The organism is Dyadobacter arcticus, assembly GCF_011762185.1.
GTDB classification, from domain to species: Bacteria; Bacteroidota; Bacteroidia; order Cytophagales; family Spirosomataceae; genus Dyadobacter; species Dyadobacter arcticus.
This window is the reverse complement of record NZ_JAASQJ010000002.1, coordinates 833555-856968: the sequence shown is the minus strand read 5'-3', so window position 1 is coordinate 856968 and position 23414 is coordinate 833555. Positions and strand designations below refer to the sequence as shown.

Here is a 23414-nt window from a genome sequence, read left to right as displayed (position 1 = left end):
TAAAATACAAAAAGCCTTTGACTAGTCAAAGGCTTTTATGATATAAAACTGTTAAAAAGAACATCTTATGGATTATCCAACGCTTCCTTCCAGGCTGATTTCCAGCAGTTTCTGGGCTTCAACAGCAAATTCCATTGGCAACTGGTTCAGCACTTCTTTCGCATAACCATTTACAATAAGAGCAACTGCCTGTTCGGTCGGGATACCGCGCTGATTGCAATAGAAAAGGATGTCTTCCCCAATTTTTGAAGTTGTAGCTTCATGCTCAACAGTTGCAGAAGGATTACTTACTTCAATGTATGGAAAAGTGTGAGCTCCGCATTTATCGCCCAGTAACAGGGAATCGCATTGGGAAAAATTACGTGCTTTTTCAGCTTTTTTAAAGACTTGTACCAATCCGCGATAAGAATTTTGGCTTTTACCTGCCGAGATTCCTTTGGAAACGATGCGGCTTTTGGTGTTTTTGCCAATATGGATCATTTTAGTTCCTGTATCGGCCTGCTGCATGTTATTCGTTACAGCAACGGAATAAAATTCTCCAATTGAATTATCACCTTTTAAAATTACAGAAGGATATTTCCAGGTTATTGCCGAGCCGGTTTCAACCTGTGTCCATGATATTTTAGAACCTGCTCCGTCGCAAAGCCCACGTTTGGTCACGAAATTATAAATCCCGCCCTTTCCTTCTTTGTCACCTGGATACCAGTTCTGAACGGTGGAATATTTTACATTAGCATTCTCATGTGCGAAAATCTCTACCACTGCCGCGTGCAACTGATTTTCATCGCGCATTGGGGCTGTACACCCTTCCAAATAACTCACGTGACTGTCCTGGTCGGCAATGATAAGAGTCCGTTCAAACTGGCCGGTTCCCGCAGCATTAATACGAAAATAAGTTGAGAGCTCCATCGGGCAGCGAACACCTTTTGGAATGTAAACAAAAGAACCATCAGAAAATACGGCAGAATTCAATGCTGCATAGAAGTTGTCTCGTGGTGGAACTACCGATCCCAGATATTTCTTGACGAGCTCCGGATGTTCACGGATTGCTTCACTGATTGCGCAGAAAATAATGCCCTTCTCTTTCAGCGTACCTTTAAAAGTGGTGAACACGGATTCCGAATCCATCACCGCATCAACAGCAATCCCTGAAATCCTCTTTTGCTCATTCAGGGAAATACCCAGTCTTTCAAAAGTATTGCGCAATTCAGGGTCAATGTCTTCAATACTCTCCACTACCTTCTTCTTTTTTGGAGCAGAATAGTATTTTAACGCTTGAAAGTCAATTTTTGGGTAATGTACGTTGGGCCACTTCGGTTCAGTCAGCGTAAGCCAATAGTGGTAAGCTTTCAGACGCCAGGCCAGCATCCATTCTGGTTCATTTTTTTTGGCTGATATAAACCTGACAATATCATCATTCAACCCCATAGGAGCTTCATCTGCCTCAATATCAGTTACAAAGCCGTATTTGTATTCCGAACTGGTGATTTCCTCTAACAATTCTTCTTCTTTGCTCATAGTCTGTAATGATCACACTGTGTTATGTTAAAATAGTAACACAGAGAAATGGGATTGAGTTTAACCGGGATTTAAAAATACGGAAAATTGGCGACTTAACAGGTGTCAAAAGCATTAGAGGTAACTCCCCGAGGAAAGATAGTTTTTCACATAATCACTTACCCCATCTTCCAGCGAAGTAAATGGCCGCGTAAATCCAATGGATCTGAGCTTACTCATATTGGCCTCGGTAAAATATTGGTACTTATCGCGGATATCTTCCGGTGTGTCTATATACGAGATGTCCGGGGTTTTGGCCATTGCTTTGAAAGTATTCGTAACCAGGTCCTTAAAAGTTCTCGCCTGGCCGCTTCCCAGATTGTAAATGCCGGAATTTTGACGATGATGCATGAAGAAAATGCATACATCAATCAAATCCTTCACATAAATGAAATCCCGCATTTGTTCACCATCCTTGAAATCAGGATGATGTGAACGGAAAAGCTTCATTTTTTCAGTCGATTTGATCTGGTTATAGGCGTGGAAAATCACGGACGCCATTCTTCCTTTGTGATATTCATTTGGGCCGTAGACATTAAAAAATTTAAGGCCTGCCCAGAAAAATGGTTTTTCCCCCTGTTCCAATGCCCAAATATCAAACTCATTTTTAGAATCGCCGTATGGGTTTAGCGGTTTCAGGCTTGAGAGGGTTGATTCATTGTCGTCATATCCGTTTTCCCCGAGCCCATATGTGGCGGCAGATGAGGCGTAAACCAGCGGTATCTGATAAGCGACGCATTTTTCCCAGATCGATTTGGAATAATTGACATTCAATTCATCAAAAATTTCTTTGTCAAATTCGGTTGTATCTGTACGTGCGCCAATGTGAAAAATGAATTCAACATCACGATAATTCGCGTCCAACCACTCAAAAAGCGCAATCCGCTCAACTTTTTCCTTTATAATTTTTCCTTCCAGGTTTTCAGCTTTTTCAATTTTTGAAAAATCATCGACTGCGATAATGCTTTTAAAACCATCCTGATTGAGGCGGCTGATCAATCCGCTACCAATGAATCCGGCAGCACCTGTTACGATAATCATGGTGAGAATGTATGGTTAATGGGATTTTTTCCGATGTACCCTTGTTAATCTGCAAAACTACGGATACAAGCTGTAATTTTGTACCCTATTTATTAAGTGAGGATAAGTTTTTTATGATTTACGTAACAAGAAAAGAGCATTTCAATGCGGCGCACCGGCTTTTTAATCCGGCGTGGTCGGAGGAGAAAAATCAGGAAGTATTTGGGCCGTGTGCTAATCATAACTGGCATGGACACAACTTTGAGCTGATTGTTACCGTAAAAGGCATACCAAATCCGGATACTGGCTTTGTAATTGACCTGAAAGTTTTGGGAGATATTGTTAAGGAAAAAATTATCGATAAAGTGGACCACAAGAACCTGAACCTCGATGTTGACTTTATGAAAGATAAAATGGCGTCTTGCGAAATTTTCGTCATGGAAATATGGAATATACTAGCGCCCGCCATCACCGCAGAAGCCTCCCACGCCCAACTGCACTACATCAAACTCATCGAAACCCCCAAAAACTTCGTCGAATACTACGGAGAATAACAAAAAAAACTAATAGCTAAACGCTAACAGCTAAAGCTCAAACATGAAATACTACCTCATCGCCGGCGAACGTTCGGGAGACCTGCATGGCTCCAATTTGATCAAGGGCATCAGGGAAAATGATCCGGAAGCCACTTTCCGGGGCTGGGGCGGCGATATGATGGCTGCCGAGGGATTGGATTTGGTTACACATTACAAGGATACCGCCTTCATGGGTTTCCTGGAAGTGGCGCTGAACCTGCATAAAATCTTCGGACTTCTCAAAAAATGCAAGTCAGATATTATTGGATATCAACCCGATGCGCTGATCCTGATCGATTATCCGGGTTTCAATTTACGCATTGCTGCTTTTGCTAAATCCAAAGGTCTTAAAGTCTTCTACTACATTTCCCCAAAAGTCTGGGCCTGGAACCAGAAACGCGCTTGGAAGATCAAGAAAAATGTAGATCACATGTTTGTGATCTTTCCTTTTGAAGTTGACTTCTATAAAAAATTCGATTACAAAGTTGACTACGTCGGCAATCCATTGATGGATGCCATTGCTTCGTTCAAAGCCGATCCTGATTTTAAAACAAAAAATAAAATTGACGAGAAAAAGCCCATTATTGCTTTGCTGCCGGGAAGTCGCAGACAGGAGATCATAGGTATGCTCGATTTAATGTTGTCTGCCCAGCCGCACTTTCCCGATCATCAGTTTGTCATTGCGGGCGTTCATAACCTTCCGGCTTCGCTTTACGAAGGTTATAGGGAATCTCAAAAAGCAAGCATTGTTTACGAAAGTACTTATGACCTGCTTTCTGTGTCGCAAGCTGCCTTGGTTACATCGGGTACCGCCACTTTGGAAACAGCCCTGTTTTCGGTTCCGGAAGTGGTTTGCTACAAAACCAGCGGATTGTCATATGCGGTTGCCAAACGTCTTATCCGCGTCCCGTTTATATCATTGGTAAACCTGATTTTGGTCGAAGAGGGTGTCAGAGAATTGATTCAGGATAATCTGAATGAAAAGCTGATTGTCGAAGAACTCAGGAGTATTTTACCGGGCGGGGCAAAACGCGAACGGCAGCTCAGTCAATATGCCTCATTGCAAAAGCTTGTAGGTGGCCCGGGCGCATCTGAACATGCGGGAAATCTGATCGTAAATTACATTAAATAGCTTTTAGTCAGATGGATGATCAATTTATGCAAACTATTTGCTCTTTAAGTAGTCGTCTACGTATATTTGAACTTAAATTATTGCATGACATGAATATCTTTAATGAGATTGGCGGACTGGCTATTTCAACGAGGCTGCAACGGCTGAGCGACCAGTTTAGGAGAGAAGGAATTCAGATCTACAAAGCCAATAACATTGAATTTGAACCGAAATGGTTTCCTGTCATTTATGCTCTGCATGTCAAATCTTCACTTAGCATTTTAGAGTTATCAGAAGAAATCGGATATGCTCATCCTTCGACAATCAGCTTGTTAAAAGAACTGGAACGGGAAGGTCTGGTGGAGTCTTTCAAAGACAAAAAGGACGAGCGCAAAAGAATGGTGCGCCTGACAGGAAAAGCCTCAAAGATGGTGCTGCAAATGCAGCCGGTTTGGGAGAAAATGAAAAGTGTAGCCGAACAAATTACCAACAATGCAAATAACCTCTTATTAGCTATGGACGAAACAGAATACCAATTGAAAAAGGAAGGCTTTTTTGACCGCTACCAAAGCCTGACGCAAAGCCAAACGGATTCCGCAATTACCATTATTGACTACAGGCCTGAACTCGCGCAAGCTTTTTACGACCTAAACTATGCCTGGATATCAGAAATTTACGAAGTTGAGCCGGAAGACCAAAAGACATTATCCGACCCGGGAGGTTATTATTTGAAAGACGGTGGGGCTATCCTGATCGCCATGTTCTATGATGAACCTGTGGGTACCTGCGCATTGAAACTCGTTGGACCGGGAGTTGTGGAATTGAGTAAAATGTGTGTTTCAAAATCAATGCGCGGGAAAAAGATTGGAGATTTGCTTGGTACCGCCACTTTGGAAAAAGCCCGTGCAATGGGAATGAAGAAGGTAATGCTGAATTCTAACCGAAAAGGTTCGGCAGCCGGAATTAACTTATACCGGAAGCTAGGTTTTGTGGAAGTCCCCCTGTCAAAAACCAATTTCAAGCGAGCGGATATTGAAATGGAAATCGATTTGTGATTTTGAAAAATCAGGTTTTTCTTTTTTTCTTCCGAGCTGATGGGAACAACACATTGTTTAGGATCAACCGGTAGCCGGGTGAATTGGGATATAGATTGAGGTCGGTTGGCATACGCCGGCCACCTCCGCCACGGCCTTCGGGATCGTGGCCGCCGTAAAATGTCCATTGACCGCGGCCCAATTCGCCATAAATGTAGCGGTCGGAGCTGCTGCTGGTACCCATGATCAACGAGCTGGGCTTAACGGTATATTTTGAAAATGCGGTGGTTTGCCCGAAGAATTCGCGGATCAAATGTTCGTGATTTTGCACCAGCATAGCAGGAATAACATCCCATTTGGCCGAAAAATCGAACAATGAGAAGTAGGCGTCATTTTCCCCCCAGCCCCGGTACCTGCCAGCAGATGAGTTAATGTCTGAGAAATTCATCCCTTCGTATTCGTCCAATTGCAGTTTGAAATTGTAAAAAGCAAAAGTCTTATCGAAATCAAGCTTGGATTGCGCGTCTGGATCAATACCGTCGCCATCCAAATTATCCACAATATCCACACCGTCCGCAGCCAGCGCAATGTCGAAGGTCTCTGCACCAGAACACATTGCAAACAGGAACCCGCCACCTGCACAAAATTCCTTAATAGCCTTGGCCACAGCCAGTTTCATTTTTGAAACTTTCGCATAGCCGAAGCGATTCGCAATGGCTTCCTGCGCTTTAATGTCTTGCTGCGTTGTCCTCCTCAGGTTTTTGCCAAACTGGCCTGTAAAATCTTCGTGATGTAAATGCAGCCAATCGTATTTGGGCAGGTCGCCTTTCAATATTTCCTCATCATAAATTACATCAAAAGGGATCTCGGCATATTTTAATACCAACAAAACCGCATCTGTATTTTCAAACTCAGCCGGACTGATCTTGATGGGCGAATAAACGGCGATTTTGGCTGCCTTAAAAAGCTTCACAACATCCATATTCACATTCGGATCACTGATCTGGCCAACAATCTGGGCGCTTGCCGATTCTGAAAGTACCTCATAGGAAATGGCGCGCAGCTTGCATTCATTTTCAATGGACTTGCTGTACTGTACTTTGAAACTGCCGCCACGGTAATTGAGCAGCCATTCAACCTCGATATCCCCTTTTAATAAGATATAGGCAAGTCCATAAGCTTTTAAATGATTTGTCTGTGCCTGGTCCATGGGAATAAGGATCTGATTTCCCAGGCAAACCTTCGAAATGAGGACCAGAAATAGGAAGATAGCTTTTTTCAGCATTGTGACTGATGATTGGTATCCGGCGCTTTATCGTGGGGGGAGGTTGATCAAATTTAATGAATTAAAATCACTTTTATATCACTGGAATTGAGGTTTTTACTATTTTTGAAATATCCCTTCAACACTCCTGATAATGACCGAAACCAACATACTAGCTTACGCTTTGAAGGAATTTGCAGGGATAGGAGCGGAGGGTTTTGCTTTATCGCTGCCCTACTGGCAAAAGAAGCAATACGGCAAAGGGGAGTTTTATAATGAGTATAAAAACGTTTGCAAACATCTGGGCTTTATCCTGGACGGCGTTTTCAGGACTTACTACATACATGACGATACGGCCGAGGAAAAGAATGTATTTTTCTTCACCACCAAGCAGGTCATAGTCGCTTACAAAAGCTTTGTCACTCAAACGCCCTGCAACTATTACACACAGTCATTAGCGAATTCCACCATTATTTACATTCATGTTAAACATCTCAAGGAGCTTTATCAGCAATCGCATGAGTGGGAACGTTTTGGCCGATTGGTTGCCGAAGCGGCTTTCAACATTGCGATGACCCGGGCGGAGGATTTCATGTTTCTTACACCTGAGCAGCGTTATCTCGACCTGGTTGAGAAGCATCCAAACATTTTCAATACTGTGCCGCTTTATCACATTGCCTCCTATCTGGGCATTCAGGGACCTTCCCTAAGCCGTATCAGAAAAAGAATGATTGGCAAATAACGATTTTAACCTGGGTTAAAATTATTGTCTCAGTTACTGCTGAATTTTGTCATGTTCAATTAGGAACACAAACAAAATCAAACCTTTAAACATTAGAAATCATGAAAAGCAGTGACTCAAAAACCGTCGTATTTGTAACAGGTGCATTTGTAACGAACAGTGGCTGGGACCAATGGAAAACCTATTTTGAAAGCAAAGGATACAAAACCCATGCTCCCGCCTGGCCTTATAAAGATGGAACACCAGCCGAGTTGCGAAACAGACAGCCTAATGACATTCAACTTGCAGAGCTTACATTGGAAGAAGTAATCGATTCTTATGCTGACTTTATCAAGAAACTTCCTGAAAAGCCGATCATCATCGGACATTCATTGGGTGGATTAATGACTCAGGTTTTAATAAACAGGGGATTGGGAGTAGCAGGCGTGGCAATCCACTCCGTGCCACCACAAGGCGTTTTCCCTTACGAATTTTCATTTCTGAAAGCTGGCTGGAAAGCTTTGGGATTGTTTACTTCCCTGAAAAAGACTTACTTAATGTCATTATCCGACTGGCAGTATGCATTCACAAACGGAATGTCATTAGAAGATCAGAAAAAATCATACGAAGAAAATACAATCCCTGAATCCAAAACGGTAGCAAGAGGCGGCTTAACATCGGCTGCAAAAGTTGATTTCGCAAAACCTCACGTACCACTTTTGCTGACATCGGGCGACAAAGACAACATCATTCCAGCGCACCTGAACAATCGGAATTTCAAAGCGTATAAGAATAGCGGTTCAGTATTGGAATACAAAGAGTTTCCTGGCCGTAACCACTTCGTACTCGGACAATCTACCTGGAAAGAAGACGCTGATTATATTTTAGAATGGCTTGACAGAAATTAATTAAACATCACTCCTTTTACCGATCCTATGAAAACCAAAACTGCATTGCCTGCCGAAAGAAGGGATTTTCTGAGAAAACTAGGCGTAGGCTCACTGGCCGCGTGGTCCCTGCCATCCCTTGCTTTTGAAACACAGCTTCAAACCATTGCTCCATATCCAGGTGCAGCTGCGGATGAAAAGTATTGGCAGCAGATTAAAAAGCAGTTTGCCGTACCCGAAAACCTGATCATGCTGAATGCTGCTAATTTGTGCCCTGCACCGGCAGCTGTGAATGATGAGGTACGGAAAATGATGCTTGGATTGGAAAAGGATGTGTCGTTTGATTTCAGAAGCCAGTTTCCCGACAAAAGGAAGAAAGCGATAGAAGCCCTGGCAGGATATATGAATGTTTCAGGGGCCGAAATCGGGATAACCAGGAATACTTCGGAGAGTAATAACATTGTTGTTAATGGCCTGGACCTGAAACCTGAGGACGAAATTTTGCTATGGGACCAAAACCATCCATCCAATAGCACGACCTGGGAGCAACGAGCAAAAAGGTATGGTTTTACGGTCAAAAAAGTAGGTGTTCCGGCCGCTCCACAATCGGTGGAGGATCTGATCAAACCTTTTCGCGATGCGATTACTTCAAAAACCAAAGTGATTGCGTTTTCGCACATTTCCAATACCAGCGGCATTGCGCTTCCTGCCAAACAATTATGCGCCCTGGCCGCCGAGAAAAATGTGCTTTCACATCTGGATGGCGCGCAATCATTGGGTGCTGTTGACCTGGATTTGAAGGATATCGGTTGCGATTTTTATACAAGCAGCGCGCATAAGTGGTTTATGGGACCGCTTGAAAATGGTGTTTTGTATGTAAAAAAGGAAAGTATGGCAAATTTGTGGCCAAATATTATCAGCGCTGGTTGGAAGGAAAGCTCGCAGACGGTAGACGAAAAGTACTGCATGCTTGGACAGCGCAATGAAGCGACTATGGCCGGAATGTTAGAGACCGTTCAATTCCATCAAACCATTGGAAAAAAAAATGTCGCGGACCGTGTCTCGCAACTTAACAGTTATTTGAAAGAGCAGATCAAGTCCAAAATTCCGCAAATTACATTTGTTACCCCCATCGCTCCCGAGCTCAGCGGTGGTGTGACGGTTATTAGTCTTCCTGCCAAAAAGCCCGCAGATGTAGCCAAAGTACTTTATCAGACTTATGGCATTGCAGCTGCCCCGACTGGCGGGATCCGGATGTCGCCACACATTTATAACACCATGAGCGACCTTGATAAGGTGGTGAATGCATTAAAAGAAGCTGCGGTATGATCATTGGAAACGGATCACATGTTTGAAAGGGGTGAAGCCTGTGATAAAAACGGTGGGCGCTTCCATGGCTGGCAGCGCCCCGCGCAATGCGACATTTTTGTGCAAAGCCAATCCCGGACCAAATGAAATGGTATCTGTTCCAAAGCTATAACTTCCAGTACCATTTTTCAATAGCCAGGAGTCTTTAGTGTTTTCGATCTTAGAAACACCTTTTAATGTTCCCCCGGGCCTGAAAATCAATTCTAATGCTGCAGGGACCCGCTCGGTACCTTTGGTCATGATCTCGATTTCCATGCCTTCCGAAGTTTCTTTGATTTGTATGGTCGTTTCCAGGATTTGCACTTCGCTTTGCTGACGGTCGGTTTTTGGCATTTTCTCCCAGTCCCCGTCCGCTTTGATCTTTTCCTTAGGCAAAGGCTGATAATAAGGGCCGTCCAGTTTCTGTGTCAATGTCCAGGTTTTGCCACTTTCAGTCAGTTTTTCGGATTGGAACTGGCCCTTCCCGAAAAAAGAAGAAGCGAACCGTACGCCCTGCAACACAGCAGTACCTTTCATAAAAGTAAACCATACCGGATTATTGGCAATCAATGTACTATCCCAATTGTTCCTCCTGATCCTTACCAACCCTGAATTTGGGAATGTCTTCACATAGCTGACAGGCAATGGTTTTTCCGCTGTTAAGTCTACCCATAAGGATGGGTCAGTCAAAAAATAATCGATAAATGCGCCGGTTTTGGGGCCAGCCGTTTTTTCAATAAGCCTGCACATGGCTGCATACTCGCCGCTATTGTCTTTTATGGCCAGGAAACGGTAAGGATAATAGTAGTTTTCCAGCGTCCCGATCACCGCCTTATCCTGCCTTCCGGAAGCGTCGGTCACCACTTCGCCATTGGGATGCACGTAGAACATAGTCATATTCAGATTTTTCCGGACATAATCAAGCAGTTCCGGTTTTTTGAGACCCTTCGCCACCGTAATCAGCAGCCGATCGGTGAGCGACGAATAAATAAACGTGCTTTTTTCATTGTACTGTCCGTCCTTGTCCATATCAATGTGCTCGCCAAGCCATTGTTCAATCCTGGCGGCGTATTTTGGATTTGGCCAAAGCTCGTTCAGTTTCGTGAGGGCAGCGGAAACAACCCAGCGATGATTAGGCGTGTGAATGCCTCCCCGGCTCAGCGCTTCTCCGCCACGGATCAGGAAGGTTTTCAGGTTTGGTAAAACCTTTTCAACACCCGGAGTGCCCGATTTTTCCATCAAGGTGTAGGACATGGCAAGTCGCTTTACAATAAATCCGGTATCTGGCGTCGAATGGAAATTGGTGGATAGCAGGTCGATAGTACCGTCTTCATGTTGTGTTTTTATCAGGTATAATGCCGCGGCATTCATATCCGCCAATAATGCAGTTGACCTGTAAAATTTGGAAGTAGGCGAGGAGAGACCGCACGCGCCTGCCTGAATAATGGCGGCGGTGCTGTGTGGGTTCAGGATGTCGTATCCGTCTTTCAAACCACCAAAGGCAACATTTCCCGAATCTCTGACCTGGTAGGATCGCAGCGACTCAATCCCGAGATCATTTTGCACAATCATGGCAAGAAGCCAGTCCGGCATGGCCGTTGAATAAGTTTTTGGTAAAATTTTTGTTAAAGAAACTGCTTGCAAGGCACACACAGCAAGTGCACTGCTTGTTACGAACTGTCTTCGATCCATGAATAGTTATTGCTTACATGGGTCAAAAGAAAGAGTAGCAAAAGGATTACTTAGCCCAAAGAAATTATTCTTGGTAGTGATGTTGCAAGTTGAGTTTATGCTTTACAAGCCCCACGTAGATTTACACTGGGCTTTTTTACGAATTTATTCGATAATTTTGTTTACAATTTATTACCCCCATAATATTTCTGTCGGATGAGAACAACTGTACTGCGTAACATCAGTTTGGGTTATCTGCTTTTACCAAATATTATCTTTTCCCTTGGCTGGTTTAGGCTTCCCGTTTCAATTTGCCTGGTAATTGGGCTGATATTTATGTTTGTCAAGGGTTACGAGCGCAGAAAAGATCTCGACACTGTGCTAACTACAAAAGACATCATCCGAATTTCTGTTATCTCCTTACTCATCGTCGCATTCTCTGGAATAGGAGGGTTTTGCTTTCAGGCGTTCGATTATTGGGCGCATAATTCTAAATATTATACCCTCTACAACCAGTCCTGGCCAATTCTTTTCAAAGGAAACGGCCAATATGCCTGCCATTATTTTGGGTTTTTTCTTGTCCCTGCACTCATTTCGAAAGGCCTTGGCGAATTGTCGGGAATCGCGTTGTACTTGTGGGCAGCCATCGGGTTATGTCTGGGCATTTGCTGGATTTTTATATTTACCGGCAAAAGCTACCTGTCCTTTGTCTTTTTTCTTTCTCTCGGAGGCGTCGGACATGTGAGCAAAGTTATTCTTCTCCATGCAATAGGTCTCAATTACCACGTACCACCATTTTTCACCGAAATCTGGCCGGTGCTCTATCAGACCCAATGGGCTCCCAATCAGCTGATTCCGGTCATCATTGTTTCCTGCATCCTATTCAATGACTTTTCATACTCAAAACGGCCTGAGAACAGCTTTCTGGCCGTTATTGCCGTTTTTATTTGGGGGATTTTCCCTTCGATCATTTTCGTATTTATCTTTTCTGTTCTACTTTTTGTCAGATACCGAAGCAACCTGAGAGCGCTGCTGGCACCTAGGGTAATGCTGAATGTCATTTTACCTAGCCTGCTCTTTATTCCGACATTCTTTTACTTTCTGGCGGGCAGCAGTTCCGTGGTGATGGGATTTATCTGGCAGTTCAATCCGCTGAATGAGATTGCATTTCACTATTTCTTCGGGGTGGTCGTAGATCTGGCGGTGCTTTATGGAATTGTGATGATCCTGGGGCTGCATAAAAGTGAATACCGTAATGTGATTCACTTTTTATTCGTGATCCTTATTCTGATATCTTTTGTGCGGATGGGTAAATGGAATGATTGGTTTTTGCGAGGAAGCACACCGATTCTTACATTACTCTCTTTATTTATCCTTCAACGTTTTTCAGCCTGGATCAGAGAGCGTCCGGATTGGTATATGATGAAAATGGCGTTCCCTGTATTGGTCATTCTTGTCATGGGATTGATAGTTCCTGTGTCCCACATTACCAGGGCATTACGCCAAAACATACTTACCCAAACCCTTTTCCCGGATCAGGTTCAATTTTCTCCCTACCCTTATAATAAGTTCGAGGATTTTTATCAAATGGGTAAGTCAGTTTACTCCGAACAAGAAGCAAATCAGTTTTTAGGACGCAAAGGATCTTTCTACGAAATCTATCTGTCCAGATAGAAGGTACCTAACCTACGCTGGTTGTCCCTGCCGTTTTGATGAATTTTGGCTGAGACCTGTTTTTGGAGATCTGCTCATAAGCAAAGCCAATTCCAATAAGACTTGGCTCAGAATAGGCTTTTGCGAGAAAGGAAATTCCGACTGGCAGTTCGCTTAGGTTACCCATTGGTAATGTTAAGGAAGGAAAACCCGAAATAGCTGCAGGCCCGTATGCTCCATATCCTGTCCAAAAATCCCCGTTGATCGGATCGATACACCAGGGCGCGCCAGTCGCAGGGCCACAGAGCGCGTCGAGTTGATGTTCATCGAAATGCTGGTTTAGCAAATCTTCAACATGCTTGATCTTTTTCAACGCTGCCTTGTATTCTTCTGTTTTTAGATCGCCTTTGGCCTGAGAAGCTTCAAGTAATTCTTGTTTGAAAATCGGCATCGCAGTTGCTTCATTCTGTTTGTTGAAAGCAATCAGCGCTTCCAGAGACTTAATTTTCGCATTGGAATGGGTAAGGTACTGATTTAAACCATTCTTAAATTCATATTGTAGCAATACTGACTCAGCCCCTTCCAGTTCCTGCGTTTGCATATAGTCAACTTCAATAATGGTTGCGCCAGCTCCCCGCATCTGATCGAGCGCCTTTTTTAGTAGCGCATCAATTCCTTCGTGCAACTTTAAAAATCCTCTATCCACGCCAATACGCTTACCTTTCAGTGCATTAGGATCAAGGAATTTGGTGAAATCTGTGGGAGATGGCTCCTGACCGGTGTGCCTCGCCGGATCAGCCGGATCCGAACCGGCCATTGCTCCTAATAATATTGCTGCATCTGCTACCGTCCTCCCAAATGGCCCGGCTGTGTCCTGCGTTATGGATATAGGTATAATGCCCGATCGGCTCACAAGTCCGACGGTAGGCTTGATACCCACAACCGCATTCATCGATGCCGGGCAGGCGATGGAACCGTTTGTTTCCGTACCCACAGCAACCGCACATAAATTGGCAGCTACCGCCACACCCGATCCAGAGCTAGATCCACAGGGGGAACGATCGAGGATGTAGGGGTTTTTGGTTTGCCCGCCACGGCTGCTCCATCCGCTTGACGAACGGGTAGAACGGTAATTGGCCCATTCACTCAGGTTGGTTTTTCCGATAATGACAGCACCGGCCTCTCGTAGCTTTTTGACAATAAATGCGTCAGCAGACGCAACGTTGCCAGCCAAAGCCACTGATCCTGCCGTCGTCTGCATTTTGTCTGCGGTATCAATGTTGTCTTTGATCAGGATAGGTATTCCATGCATCGGTCCCCGCACTTTTCCATTCTTTCTCTCCTTGTCCATAGCATCCGCAATGCTCAGTGCATCAGGGTTTAACTCAATTACGGCGCGTAACTGAGGCCCCTTTTTGTCCAATGTTTCAATTTGGTTCAGGTAAAATTCGGTAAGCTTCCTGGAGGTCAGTGTTCCCGCCTGCATTCTTTTAGCAATTTCAGCCAATGTTATTTCCTTGAAATCCGAAGTTGATTCCGCTTCTTTTTTTTCAGTTTGGGAACTGCATCCGGAAATCGGAGATACAAGGGTGGTAACGCCTGCCGCTGAGGCAAGGCTGATAAAAGTTCTTCGTCTCATCGGGTGGAGTTACAAACAAGGTCTGGTGCAATATAAGACGAAAACAAAATTTGAGGGTATTTACTAACAAAGAAATTTCAATGGCTAGGTATGATCAGTAATAGAAAGACATTTCCATAAAATTATGACTACAACGCAAAAAATAGTTGTAGTCATAATTCTATAAATCATCTAATTAAATAATAAAATTGTGATATTTTATCGAGTGGCACGATTATTTATTTAATTTTACCATTGAAAATTATCACATAACCGTTTCGACTATGAGCTTCCTATCGAAAATGATATACTACTGCGGGAAGTTTTTCTTTGCTTCGATTTTATTCGTTGCAATGATTATTTCTACAATCATTTCACTACCATTTATAGGTGCGGGAATGATTAAAGATGCGATGAATTCGTATCTCCAACCAACTAATGAAAATAGCTTTTCAGACTATTATAATTAACAGTTTCTTGGAATAACGCAGTAAGCAAGGGTATGGCCGGGAGGTTCATACCCTTGTTTTTTTGGACCTAGCGAGAGAAACGTTGCTATCGGCAAAATGCATTTCCTTCAAAATGAATTAATTTGCCAGGGATATTTAGTGAACAACCACTATGAACCGAGTCCTCCATCTCCATAACCTCGTATTCTTACTGACATTCAGTCTGTTGGGCTGCCATCCGCTTTATGGACAGCAAAAGCGTTACACTTTTGAAAAAGGCTTGATGGGTTCGCCATTCAAACTCGTGTTTTACGCACCAGGCGATTCCATAGCGCAATTGGCAGCGCAGCGTGCCTTTGCCCGGGTTGAAAAGCTCAATGAAATCATGAGTGATTACCGGGATGGAAGCGAAATTAACCTGCTTTCGGCAAGTTCAGGGAGTGCTAAATGGGTGGTCGTGAGTGAAGATTTGTTTGATATACTCGCAATTTCTCAGAACATCAGCATCAAAACGGAAGGTGCGTTCGATGCCACCATGGGGCCATTGGTGCAAATGTGGCGTCATGCTACCAGGAAGGGTATTTTTCCAACCACTGCTGAGATTAAAGAAGCGAAAGAAAAGACAGGATACCAGAAGATGCAGATGGATTCGACATCCCGAAGTATTTTGCTCACACAAAAAGGCATGCGGCTCGACATTGGTGGTTTGGGCAAAGGCTATGCCGCAGAAGAAGCAATCAAAGAATTAAAATTAATGGGAATCACCTCTGCGATGATGGATGCTGGGGGAAAGATCGTACTCACCGATCCTCCTCCAGGCAGCAAAGGATGGAAAATTACCGTTTCAAATGGCAGTGACTCCCTTAAAACGATGGAGCTGGCTAATCTAGCCCTCGCAACTTCCGGACCTACTTATCGATTTATGGAATATAAGGGTGTGCGTTACTCGCATATAGTTGATCCTAAAACGGGCATCGGCCTTTTGTTCCATGTCAGGACCACCGTTATTTCTCCGGACGGAACGGTTGCTGACGCATTGGCAACTGCTTTCAGCGTGGCTGGCATCGCAAAGAGTAAGGAGTACCTGTCCCGCTTCCCCAATAGCAAAGTCTGGCTCGTTGAAAAGCAAAACGACCATATCGCAGACTGGAATATGCTGGAATAATCTCTTCGAATCTGACTTTCTAACTGAGTTTAAGCTTTTTATAGGATAATATTGACAAATAGTTTAATCAAATGAACATTTTAAACGATCGTTTAAACTATTCATTTAAAACGTTTGTTCGCCTGATACGAATGGTAAAAATGAATTTAATTAGCGAAGAACAGATTCAGGATTTACCCAATCTAACACGGAAAAAAGTGAAGTGCATAACAGAAAAAAGTGAAGACAAGATTAAGGAAGCAGCCAAGCGGGTTTTCCTGAAGAAGGGCTTTGACGGCACAACATCACGGGACATTGCACGCGAAGCTGATATGAACATTGCATTGACCAACTATTACTTCAGAAGCAAGGAAAAGCTTTTCATTGAGATCTTCAAAGACTTGATGGAGTTGTATTTCCAGAGCATCATTGATATACTGAATAAACCCGTAGACATTAAAACCAAGATCTCCGAGGTGATTGAGAATAATTACCAGATGATGAAGGAGGAGCCAGACCTGGTCATTTTTATCATGAACGAAATTCATAAGGAGCCAGAAAGGCTGTTGATAAAAATTCCATTGTACCAGCAATTCAAGTCGACCTTATTTAGTCAGCAACTCGATGCGGGAATTAAAAATGGGACAATTAGGCCGATTCGCATAGAAAACATTCTGCCTTTGATGACCAGTTGTATCGAGTTCCTGTTTTTAGGAAAAGGAATTCACCAGCAGGTTTTTAATATGTCGGACGAGGACTTTCAGGAATTCGCCGAAAGTCATAAGGAGCATGTGAAAGCAATGATTTGCAATTACCTGATTTTATAGGGGTTAAATACGAAATGTTCGCTTATCATCCTGAGAAGCCGCCAGTAGAAAATAACCTTTGATTTAGGAATGTATCGGCCGATATTGATCAACGTTTAATACAAAATGTTTGCCTGCATTTAAGAGGCTTTAAAAGAATCGATTTTTTTAATGGCATGCTATTTTGCGATAATAGTAGTAGACTGCCAAAAGCCAAATGGACGGCTAATTGCAAAATATAATAGGTTGACACTCAACGTAACTCAGGTAATACACACTTCCTGAATATTTAAAATTTTTCGGCAGATCCAAGTAGGGTGCAGTAGAAGGCTGACGTTCACGATCGTTAGCTCAAAATATCATTTGCCTGAGGAGGAATGAGGCCAAAAACTTTAATTTCTTTTTAACGGTAAAATACAAAATGAATGGTTGATTTTTTGAACTAGTGACACCAATATGTGGTTTCAGCCTGAAGCCATCGGGCACCCACCAAAGAAGCTATTGATTCTGACATTAATGATCTATGGGTAAAAAATTAAACAATCGCATTGCTGAATTCAAAGATCCGGCAGCGGCAAGGGAAAGGGGAGTATATCCTTTTTTCAGACCTATCGAATCCGGACAGGATACAGAGGTTATCATAAACGGAAAAACGGTCCTGATGTTCGGGTCGAATTCCTATCTGGGACTCACTTCCCATCCATACATTATCGAAGCTGCTCAAAAGGCGGCTCAGAAATATGGTACAGGCTGCGCTGGTTCCCGTTTTTTGAACGGAACGCTAGACATTCATGAAGAACTTGAACGCAGGCTTTCCAAATTTACTGGTAAGGAGGACGCAATTCTTTTTAGTACTGGGTATCAGGCGAATTTGGGTGCATTATCATGTCTCACCGGTCGCAATGATTATCTGATACTCGATGAAAGCGATCATGCATCCATCATTGATGGGAGCAGGTTGTCATTTTCCAAAGTAATCAAGTATGCCCATAATGACATGACTGATCTTCGTAAAAAGCTAAGCCTTCTTCCGGAAGAAGCAGACAAGCTGATAGCGACGGACGGGATTTTCAGTATGGAGGGCGACATTGTTACGTTGCCTGAGCTAACTGTGATCGCGGCTGAATTTGATGCGACGGTGCTCGTGGATGATGCACACAGCCTCGGCGTAATAGGGGAAAAGGGCGCGGGAACTGCCTCCTATTTCGGCTTGACAGACGCCACTGACCTTATTATGGGCACTTTTAGCAAATCGTTGGCTTCGTTAGGAGGTTTCATTGCAGGGGATGCAGCCGTGATCGATTACATGAAGCATCGCGCACGGTCGCTGATGTTCAGCGCCAGTATGACACCTTCCTCGGTGGGCAGCACATTGGCGGCGTTGGATATTATCGAGTCGGAACCGCACCATATGGAGCGGCTCTGGGCCAACACTAGGTATGCCAAAGAGCTTTTGCTGGTGAACGGCTTTGACCTGGGTAAAACGGAAAGCCCGATCCTACCACTTTACATCAGGGACAACGAGAAGACTTTTATCATGACCAAACGTCTTCAGGACGAAGGGGTTTTTGTTAATCCAGTGGTTTCGCCAGGCGTTCGTCCTGAACAATCTCTGATCCGTTTTTCTTTAATGGCCACACACACTTTCAGCCAGATTGAAGAAGCAGTTGATAAGATGGCCCGAATCTACCGTGAGGTTTGTCCCGAAGCGATCAGAGAAAGACAACAACTATGAAGAAAATAGTACCTGTAAACTCCTCCAAAGAACTTGCATCGTTCATTGATTACCCGCATAGTCTTTATCAAAACGATAAAAATTATGTTCCTGAACTGTTCATCGCGCAAAAAGATATGCTTACACCGGGAAAGCATCCCTTTCATGAGCATTCAGAAATTAAGCTTTTTTTAGCGTATGACGATAGCAAGATCATAGGACGCATTGCAGCGATTTTCAACAATAACTATAATGCTTTTGCCAATGAACTTGACGGTTTTTTTGGCTTCTTCGATACCATTAACGACCAGGAAACAGTGGACTTGTTGTTGAACGCAGCCACTTCCTGGGTGAAAGAAAAAGGGGCAAAGAAATTGATCGGCCCGGTGAATTTGTCGACAAATGAAACCAGCGGACTTTTAGTTGACGGCTTCAACAGGCCTCCAATGGCCATGATGGCTTACAATGCGCCTTACTACCAGCAGCTGGTAGAAAATAGCGGGTTGGCTAAGAAAATGGATTTGCTGGCTTACGAAATCAATACCAATACCGCCAGCGACCGGTCTATTAAGATGATCGACGCATTGGAAACCAGGCTGCAAAGGAGTGGCATTACGATCCGCCAGATTAATCTGAAGGATTTCAAGAATGAAGTGGTGAAGATCAGGGAAGTGTATAATTCTGCATGGGATAAAAATCAAGGTTTCGTTCCGATGACAGAACATGAATTCGACTATCTCGCGAAAGACCTGAAAATGATATTGGATCCAAGATTTTGCCTGGTTGCTGAAAAGGATGACAAACTGGTTGGATTTATACTCGGAATTCCGGATATCAACCAGATACAGATCAAAATCAAGAAGGGCCGTTTATTGCCAACCGGCATTTTCAAACTGCTTTTTGGCAAGAAAAATATCACCCGTCTGAGAGTAATTACGCTTGGCGTGATCGAAGGTTATCGCAAAATGGGAATTGAAGCGTGTTTGTATGGCAGGATCATTAAGAATACAGAAGGCACCAAAATTACAGGAGGTGAATGTTCCTGGATGCTGGAAGACAACTATCTAATGAACCACGCCATCGAACAAATTAACGGAAAGCTGTACAAACGATACAGAATGTACGAAAAACTGATATGAAAGAGAGGGTATTCATCACCGGCGCAAGTGGGTTCATAGGTTATCACCTGGTAGAAGCTGCTCTTAATGCCGGCATGGAAGTGCATGCGGCGGTGAGACCAACAAGTGACCTGACCTTCCTGAAAAAACTACAGGCTGTCTGGACCAAGAAAGGTTCGGAGACAAAGTTGGTTTTTGTGAATACGGACTTCAGTTCAAAGGAGGCGTTGAAAATATTGTTGGAAGAAGGAAAGTACACGCACATCATTCACGCAGCGGGTGTTACCAAGGCCAAAGGTGCCGCGGCTTACAACCTGGTCAATGCCGACTACTCCAGGAACTTAGCCCAGGCAGCCATGTCGTCGGATATTCCACTGCAACGATTTGTTTTCCTGAGCAGCCTTGCGGCAATAGGGCCACTGGCTTACGCTGAGGAACAACCCATTACAGAAAATACCCTTGCAATTCCGGTAACCGAATATGGCAAGAGTAAATTACTGGCAGAGCATTACCTCGAACAGGTGAGCGGTTTGCCGCTCAGCATTATCCGTCCCACGGCTGTTTACGGTCCGGGAGAAAAAGACCTGTTTGTATTGTTCAAGACATTGAATAGTGGATTGGATGCATATATCGGCAAAGGACCGCAGCGATTGAGTTTTGTGTATGTGAAAGACCTCGTGGATGCCACCATGGCTGCATTGGCTGAAAATCACCGGGAAGTTACCGTTTACAATATTTCCGATGGAAATGCCTACGACCGTTACGCATTGGCCGACCGTTTCAGGGAAATCAGCGGGAAGCAGATTTTCAGGACACACCTTCCAATGATGCTTGTAAAAATGATGGCGGGAATGCTGGATGCGCTCTACACATTTTCGTCTGCGACACCGCTACTTAACAGGGAAAAATTAAAGGAACTGACAGCTCCGAACTGGATCTGTAGCATTGATGCCGCGAGGAATAACCTGCAATACAAGCCGCAATATGATCTTCGGCAAGGACTTACAGAAACACTATCATGGTATAAAGAGAATAAATGGCTATGAATTTGAAGTGCCCATTTGATCATTAACCGCATTTATTGCGTAAATGATTTTGTCAAAGCGAACGGGTATGAAAAACGTTACGAAACTCAAAAATGAAAACAATAAGTAAGTCGATATGGTTGAACATCTTCCTGACGCTCTGTGTAATACAGATTGGCGCAGGGGCTGCCATAGCGCAAAATACCACGATTAAAGGGACCATTACCGATGCCAGGTCTGGCGAAACGCTGCCTTACGTGACCATTCTCATTCCAGGTACCAAGATGGGTACGATCTCAGATGTGGATGGAAAATATGCGATGACGCTGAAGGAAACTTACCCGACTGTTAAATTCACTTATGTAGGTTATCTCAATATCGAAAAGCCAATTGCGCCAGGAATTGACCAGGTGATCAATGTGAAGATGGCGGTCGATGCCTCGATGCTGAAGGAGGTTACGATCAAAGGCAAGGGCCGTTATCGCAATAAGGATAATCCTGCGGTGCAGTTGATCCGCGAAGTCATTGCGCACAAGGATGAAAACAAAATGGCAGCCAATGACTTTGTAGAATACGAACAGTATGAAAAAATCTCATTGGCATTAAGCAACTTATCCGACGATTTTAAAGACAAACGCATTTTCAAAAACTACCAATTTTTGTTCAAACAGCAGGACTCAACTGCCATGGGAGGTAAGGTGATGCTGCCTGCCTATATTGAAGAAAAGCTTTCGCAGATTTATTTCAGAAAAGACCCTAATGCGAAAAAGCAAAAGGTAATTGCAAACCGTCGTGCAGAGTTTGATCCGAAATTTGTGGATAATGATGGTTTGAGCAAATATTTCAACCGGCTTTATGAAGATATCAACATCTATGATAATGACATTTCCATTGCTACCAATCTGCTTCTGAGCCCAATTGCCAATTCAGCCCCGACTTTCTACAAATTCTTCATCCGCGATACAATTAAAACAAGTACGCCCTGGCTGATTGAACTTGGTTTCGTGCCAAGAAATAAAACAGATCTGCTTTTCGAAGGAAGGCTCTTCGTAACATTGGATGGAAAATACGGCGTTCAGAATGCATATCTGACTGTGAACAAAGACATTAACCTTAATTTTTTACGGGATCTTGAAGCAAGTCTAGAGTTTGAAAAAGGGAATGATGAAAGGTATCACGCCAGTAAAACCACCTTGGCCATGGAATTTGCATTGGGTGAAAAAGGCGGTGGGTTATATGGTCAGCGGGTAGTGAATTTCAAAGATTATAAGATCAATGAGAGCCGGCCGGACAGCATTTACAAAGGCCCCAATGAAGAGATAGCCTACAATCCGGAGATAAAAACCGGAGAGTCCTTCTGGGCAAGCGCAAGGCACATTCCCTTGGAACGGACGGAGCTGGATATTTATAGGAACATTGATACCCTGCAAAAACTTCCTTCTTTCAGACGGACGATGGACATTGCCACACTTTTGCTGGCAGGTTATAAGTCATTTGGAAAAGTGGAGATTGGGCCGGTGAATACTTTTTACAGCTTCAATCCTATTGAGGGCTTTCGGCTTCGTTTCGGTGGACGAACTACGACCGAGTTGAGCAAACGCGTCTATTTTGAAACTTATGCGGCTTATGGTTTTAAAGACCGGAAGTGGAAGTACTTTTTGAGCAGTACCTATTCATTCAACAATAAGTCGATATACCATTTTCCTTTTCATTATCTCCGGGCGAGTTACCAACGCGATACCAAGATCCCCGGCCAGGATTTGCAGTTTGTGCAGGAAGATAATTTCCTGCTATCCTTCAAAAGAGGGGATAACAACCGCTGGCTATACAATGACGTTTACAAACTGGAATACGTCCGCGAATTTGAAAACCATCTGTCTTATAAAATAGGATTTACACAGTGGAGTCAACGGGCAGCCGGAATTCTGCGCTATGAGACTCTGGATGATGAAGGTGTTTTACAAAACGCGGGTCTACTCAACAATTCCGAGGCGAATGTGGAGCTGAGGTATGCGCCCAATGAGAAATTTTATCAGGGAAAATTGTATCGCACACCTATTATCAACAAATACCCGATTTTCACATTGCGTTACAATGCAGGTTTGAAAGGGGTTTTCGAAGGGCAGAATCGCTATGATAACCTGGCTCTCAATATTTCGAAAAGAGTTTACCTTTCCCAGTTCGGTTATGCTGATGTCAGCACCGAAGGTGGTTACACATTCGGAAGCAAGATATTATTTCCGCTGCTGACCGTACACCGTGCCAACCAGACTTACGCCTATCAGCTCAATTCCTATAATCTGATGAATTTCCTTGAATTTGTCAGTGACCATTATGCAAGCGTGGATGTGCAGTACTATATGAATGGTTTTCTTTTCAACAAAATACCGCTATTGAAAAGATTGAAATTGAGAGAAGTTTTCAGTTTTAAAGGATTGATGGGTGGTTTGCGTGATGAAAATAATCCGGCTAATAACCCGTCGCTTTTCCGCTTTCCGGTGGATGAGCAGGGTAAACCGATCAGTTATACATTATCGCGGCAGCCTTACATTGAGGGAAGTGTGGGTGTGGCCAATATATTCAAGCTTATTCGTGTAGACCTGGTCAAAAGGTTTACTTACCTGAATAACCCAAATGTTTCCGAATGGGGGATCAGGGCAAGGTTTAAGCTTGATTTTTAGTCATAGGGCAGTTGAAAAG

At 43.6% G+C, this 23414-nt stretch carries 18 protein-coding genes; 13 read left to right on the top strand and 5 right to left on the bottom strand.

Annotated elements, in window-relative coordinates; genetic code table 11:
• Nucleotides 1–72 precede the first annotated feature (72 nt).
• Together sufB and rfaD are read right to left on the bottom strand one after the other, a co-directional pair.
• Nucleotides 73–1518: a Fe-S cluster assembly protein SufB gene (sufB, locus tag FHS68_RS11410; protein WP_167270065.1), complete on the bottom strand. Its 1446-nt coding sequence runs from the start codon at nucleotides 1516–1518 to the stop codon at nucleotides 73–75.
• Between the two features lie 114 nt (nucleotides 1519–1632).
• Entirely contained in the window at nucleotides 1633–2598 is a 966-nt protein-coding gene (gene rfaD / locus FHS68_RS11405; RefSeq protein WP_167270063.1) for an ADP-glyceromanno-heptose 6-epimerase, read from the bottom strand.
• 113 nt (nucleotides 2599–2711) lie between these two features.
• On the opposite strand from rfaD, the gene FHS68_RS11400 reads away from it, so the two are divergent.
• The 3 genes from FHS68_RS11400 to FHS68_RS11390 all read left to right on the top strand — a co-directional run bounded on the left by FHS68_RS11400 (nucleotide 2712) and on the right by FHS68_RS11390 (nucleotide 5318).
• Nucleotides 2712–3131: a 6-pyruvoyl trahydropterin synthase family protein gene (locus FHS68_RS11400; RefSeq protein WP_167270061.1), complete on the top strand. Its 420-nt coding sequence runs from the start codon at nucleotides 2712–2714 to the stop codon at nucleotides 3129–3131.
• 43 nt (nucleotides 3132–3174) lie between these two features.
• On the top strand, nucleotides 3175–4284 hold the full coding sequence (gene lpxB / locus FHS68_RS11395) for a lipid-A-disaccharide synthase (RefSeq protein ID WP_167270059.1): 1110 nt from the start codon (nucleotides 3175–3177) through the stop codon (nucleotides 4282–4284).
• 89 nt (nucleotides 4285–4373) lie between these two features.
• Nucleotides 4374–5318 carry a bifunctional helix-turn-helix transcriptional regulator/GNAT family N-acetyltransferase gene (locus FHS68_RS11390; RefSeq protein ID WP_167270057.1) on the top strand — a complete coding sequence of 315 codons (945 nt, stop codon included), beginning with the start codon at nucleotides 4374–4376 and terminating at the stop codon, nucleotides 5316–5318.
• A 10-nt stretch (nucleotides 5319–5328) separates the two neighbouring features.
• On the opposite strand, the gene FHS68_RS11385 is transcribed toward FHS68_RS11390, so the two are convergent.
• Entirely contained in the window at nucleotides 5329–6582 is a 1254-nt protein-coding gene (locus tag FHS68_RS11385) for an asparagine synthetase B (protein WP_167270055.1), read from the bottom strand.
• Nucleotides 6583–6715: 133 nt separating this feature from the next.
• Between FHS68_RS11385 and FHS68_RS11380 the strand changes: the two genes are divergently transcribed.
• From FHS68_RS11380 to FHS68_RS11370, 3 genes are all read left to right on the top strand, one after another.
• A complete protein-coding gene (locus FHS68_RS11380; protein ID WP_167270053.1) occupies nucleotides 6716–7303 on the top strand; it encodes a Crp/Fnr family transcriptional regulator in 588 nt (195 codons plus the stop codon).
• 101 nt (nucleotides 7304–7404) lie between these two features.
• Nucleotides 7405–8190, top strand: coding sequence for an alpha/beta hydrolase (locus FHS68_RS11375; RefSeq protein ID WP_167270051.1), 786 nt, complete (start codon nucleotides 7405–7407; stop codon nucleotides 8188–8190).
• Nucleotides 8191–8217: 27 nt separating this feature from the next.
• Nucleotides 8218–9498: an aminotransferase class V-fold PLP-dependent enzyme gene (locus FHS68_RS11370; protein ID WP_167270049.1), complete on the top strand. Its 1281-nt coding sequence runs from the start codon at nucleotides 8218–8220 to the stop codon at nucleotides 9496–9498.
• Here the strand turns inward: FHS68_RS11370 and FHS68_RS11365 are convergent, their stop codons facing one another.
• Nucleotides 9499–11208: a hypothetical protein gene (locus FHS68_RS11365; RefSeq protein ID WP_167270047.1), complete on the bottom strand. Its 1710-nt coding sequence runs from the start codon at nucleotides 11206–11208 to the stop codon at nucleotides 9499–9501. It abuts the gene before it with no gap.
• Nucleotides 11209–11403: 195 nt separating this feature from the next.
• Between FHS68_RS11365 and FHS68_RS11360 the strand changes: the two genes are divergently transcribed.
• Complete coding sequence (locus FHS68_RS11360; protein WP_167270045.1) at nucleotides 11404–12861, top strand: hypothetical protein; 1458 nt, start codon at nucleotides 11404–11406, stop codon at nucleotides 12859–12861.
• A 7-nt stretch (nucleotides 12862–12868) separates the two neighbouring features.
• On the opposite strand, the gene FHS68_RS11355 is transcribed toward FHS68_RS11360, so the two are convergent.
• On the bottom strand, nucleotides 12869–14479 hold the full coding sequence (locus FHS68_RS11355) for an amidase (RefSeq protein WP_167270043.1): 1611 nt from the start codon (nucleotides 14477–14479) through the stop codon (nucleotides 12869–12871).
• 600 nt (nucleotides 14480–15079) lie between these two features.
• On the opposite strand from FHS68_RS11355, the gene FHS68_RS11350 reads away from it, so the two are divergent.
• The 6 genes from FHS68_RS11350 (at nucleotide 15080) to FHS68_RS11325 (ending at nucleotide 23395) form a co-directional block, all read left to right on the top strand.
• The gene (locus tag FHS68_RS11350; RefSeq protein WP_167270040.1) at nucleotides 15080–16072 is read left to right on the top strand and encodes an FAD:protein FMN transferase; all 993 of its coding nucleotides are present in this window, start codon (nucleotides 15080–15082) and stop codon (nucleotides 16070–16072) included.
• A gap of 197 nt (nucleotides 16073–16269) precedes the next feature.
• A complete protein-coding gene (locus FHS68_RS11345; protein ID WP_167270038.1) occupies nucleotides 16270–16878 on the top strand; it encodes a TetR/AcrR family transcriptional regulator in 609 nt (202 codons plus the stop codon).
• Between the two features lie 502 nt (nucleotides 16879–17380).
• The gene (gene spt, locus FHS68_RS11340; RefSeq protein WP_167270036.1) at nucleotides 17381–18592 is read left to right on the top strand and encodes a serine palmitoyltransferase; all 1212 of its coding nucleotides are present in this window, start codon (nucleotides 17381–17383) and stop codon (nucleotides 18590–18592) included.
• The gene (locus FHS68_RS11335; protein ID WP_167270035.1) at nucleotides 18589–19710 is read left to right on the top strand and encodes a GNAT family N-acetyltransferase; all 1122 of its coding nucleotides are present in this window, start codon (nucleotides 18589–18591) and stop codon (nucleotides 19708–19710) included. The genes spt and FHS68_RS11335 overlap by 4 nt, the downstream gene beginning before the upstream one ends.
• Nucleotides 19707–20735, top strand: coding sequence for an NAD-dependent epimerase/dehydratase family protein (locus FHS68_RS11330; RefSeq protein ID WP_167270033.1), 1029 nt, complete (start codon nucleotides 19707–19709; stop codon nucleotides 20733–20735). Before FHS68_RS11335 ends, FHS68_RS11330 begins: the two co-directional genes overlap by 4 nt.
• A gap of 92 nt (nucleotides 20736–20827) precedes the next feature.
• Nucleotides 20828–23395, top strand: coding sequence for a DUF5686 and carboxypeptidase-like regulatory domain-containing protein (locus tag FHS68_RS11325; RefSeq protein ID WP_167270031.1), 2568 nt, complete (start codon nucleotides 20828–20830; stop codon nucleotides 23393–23395).
• Nucleotides 23396–23414 lie beyond the last annotated feature (19 nt).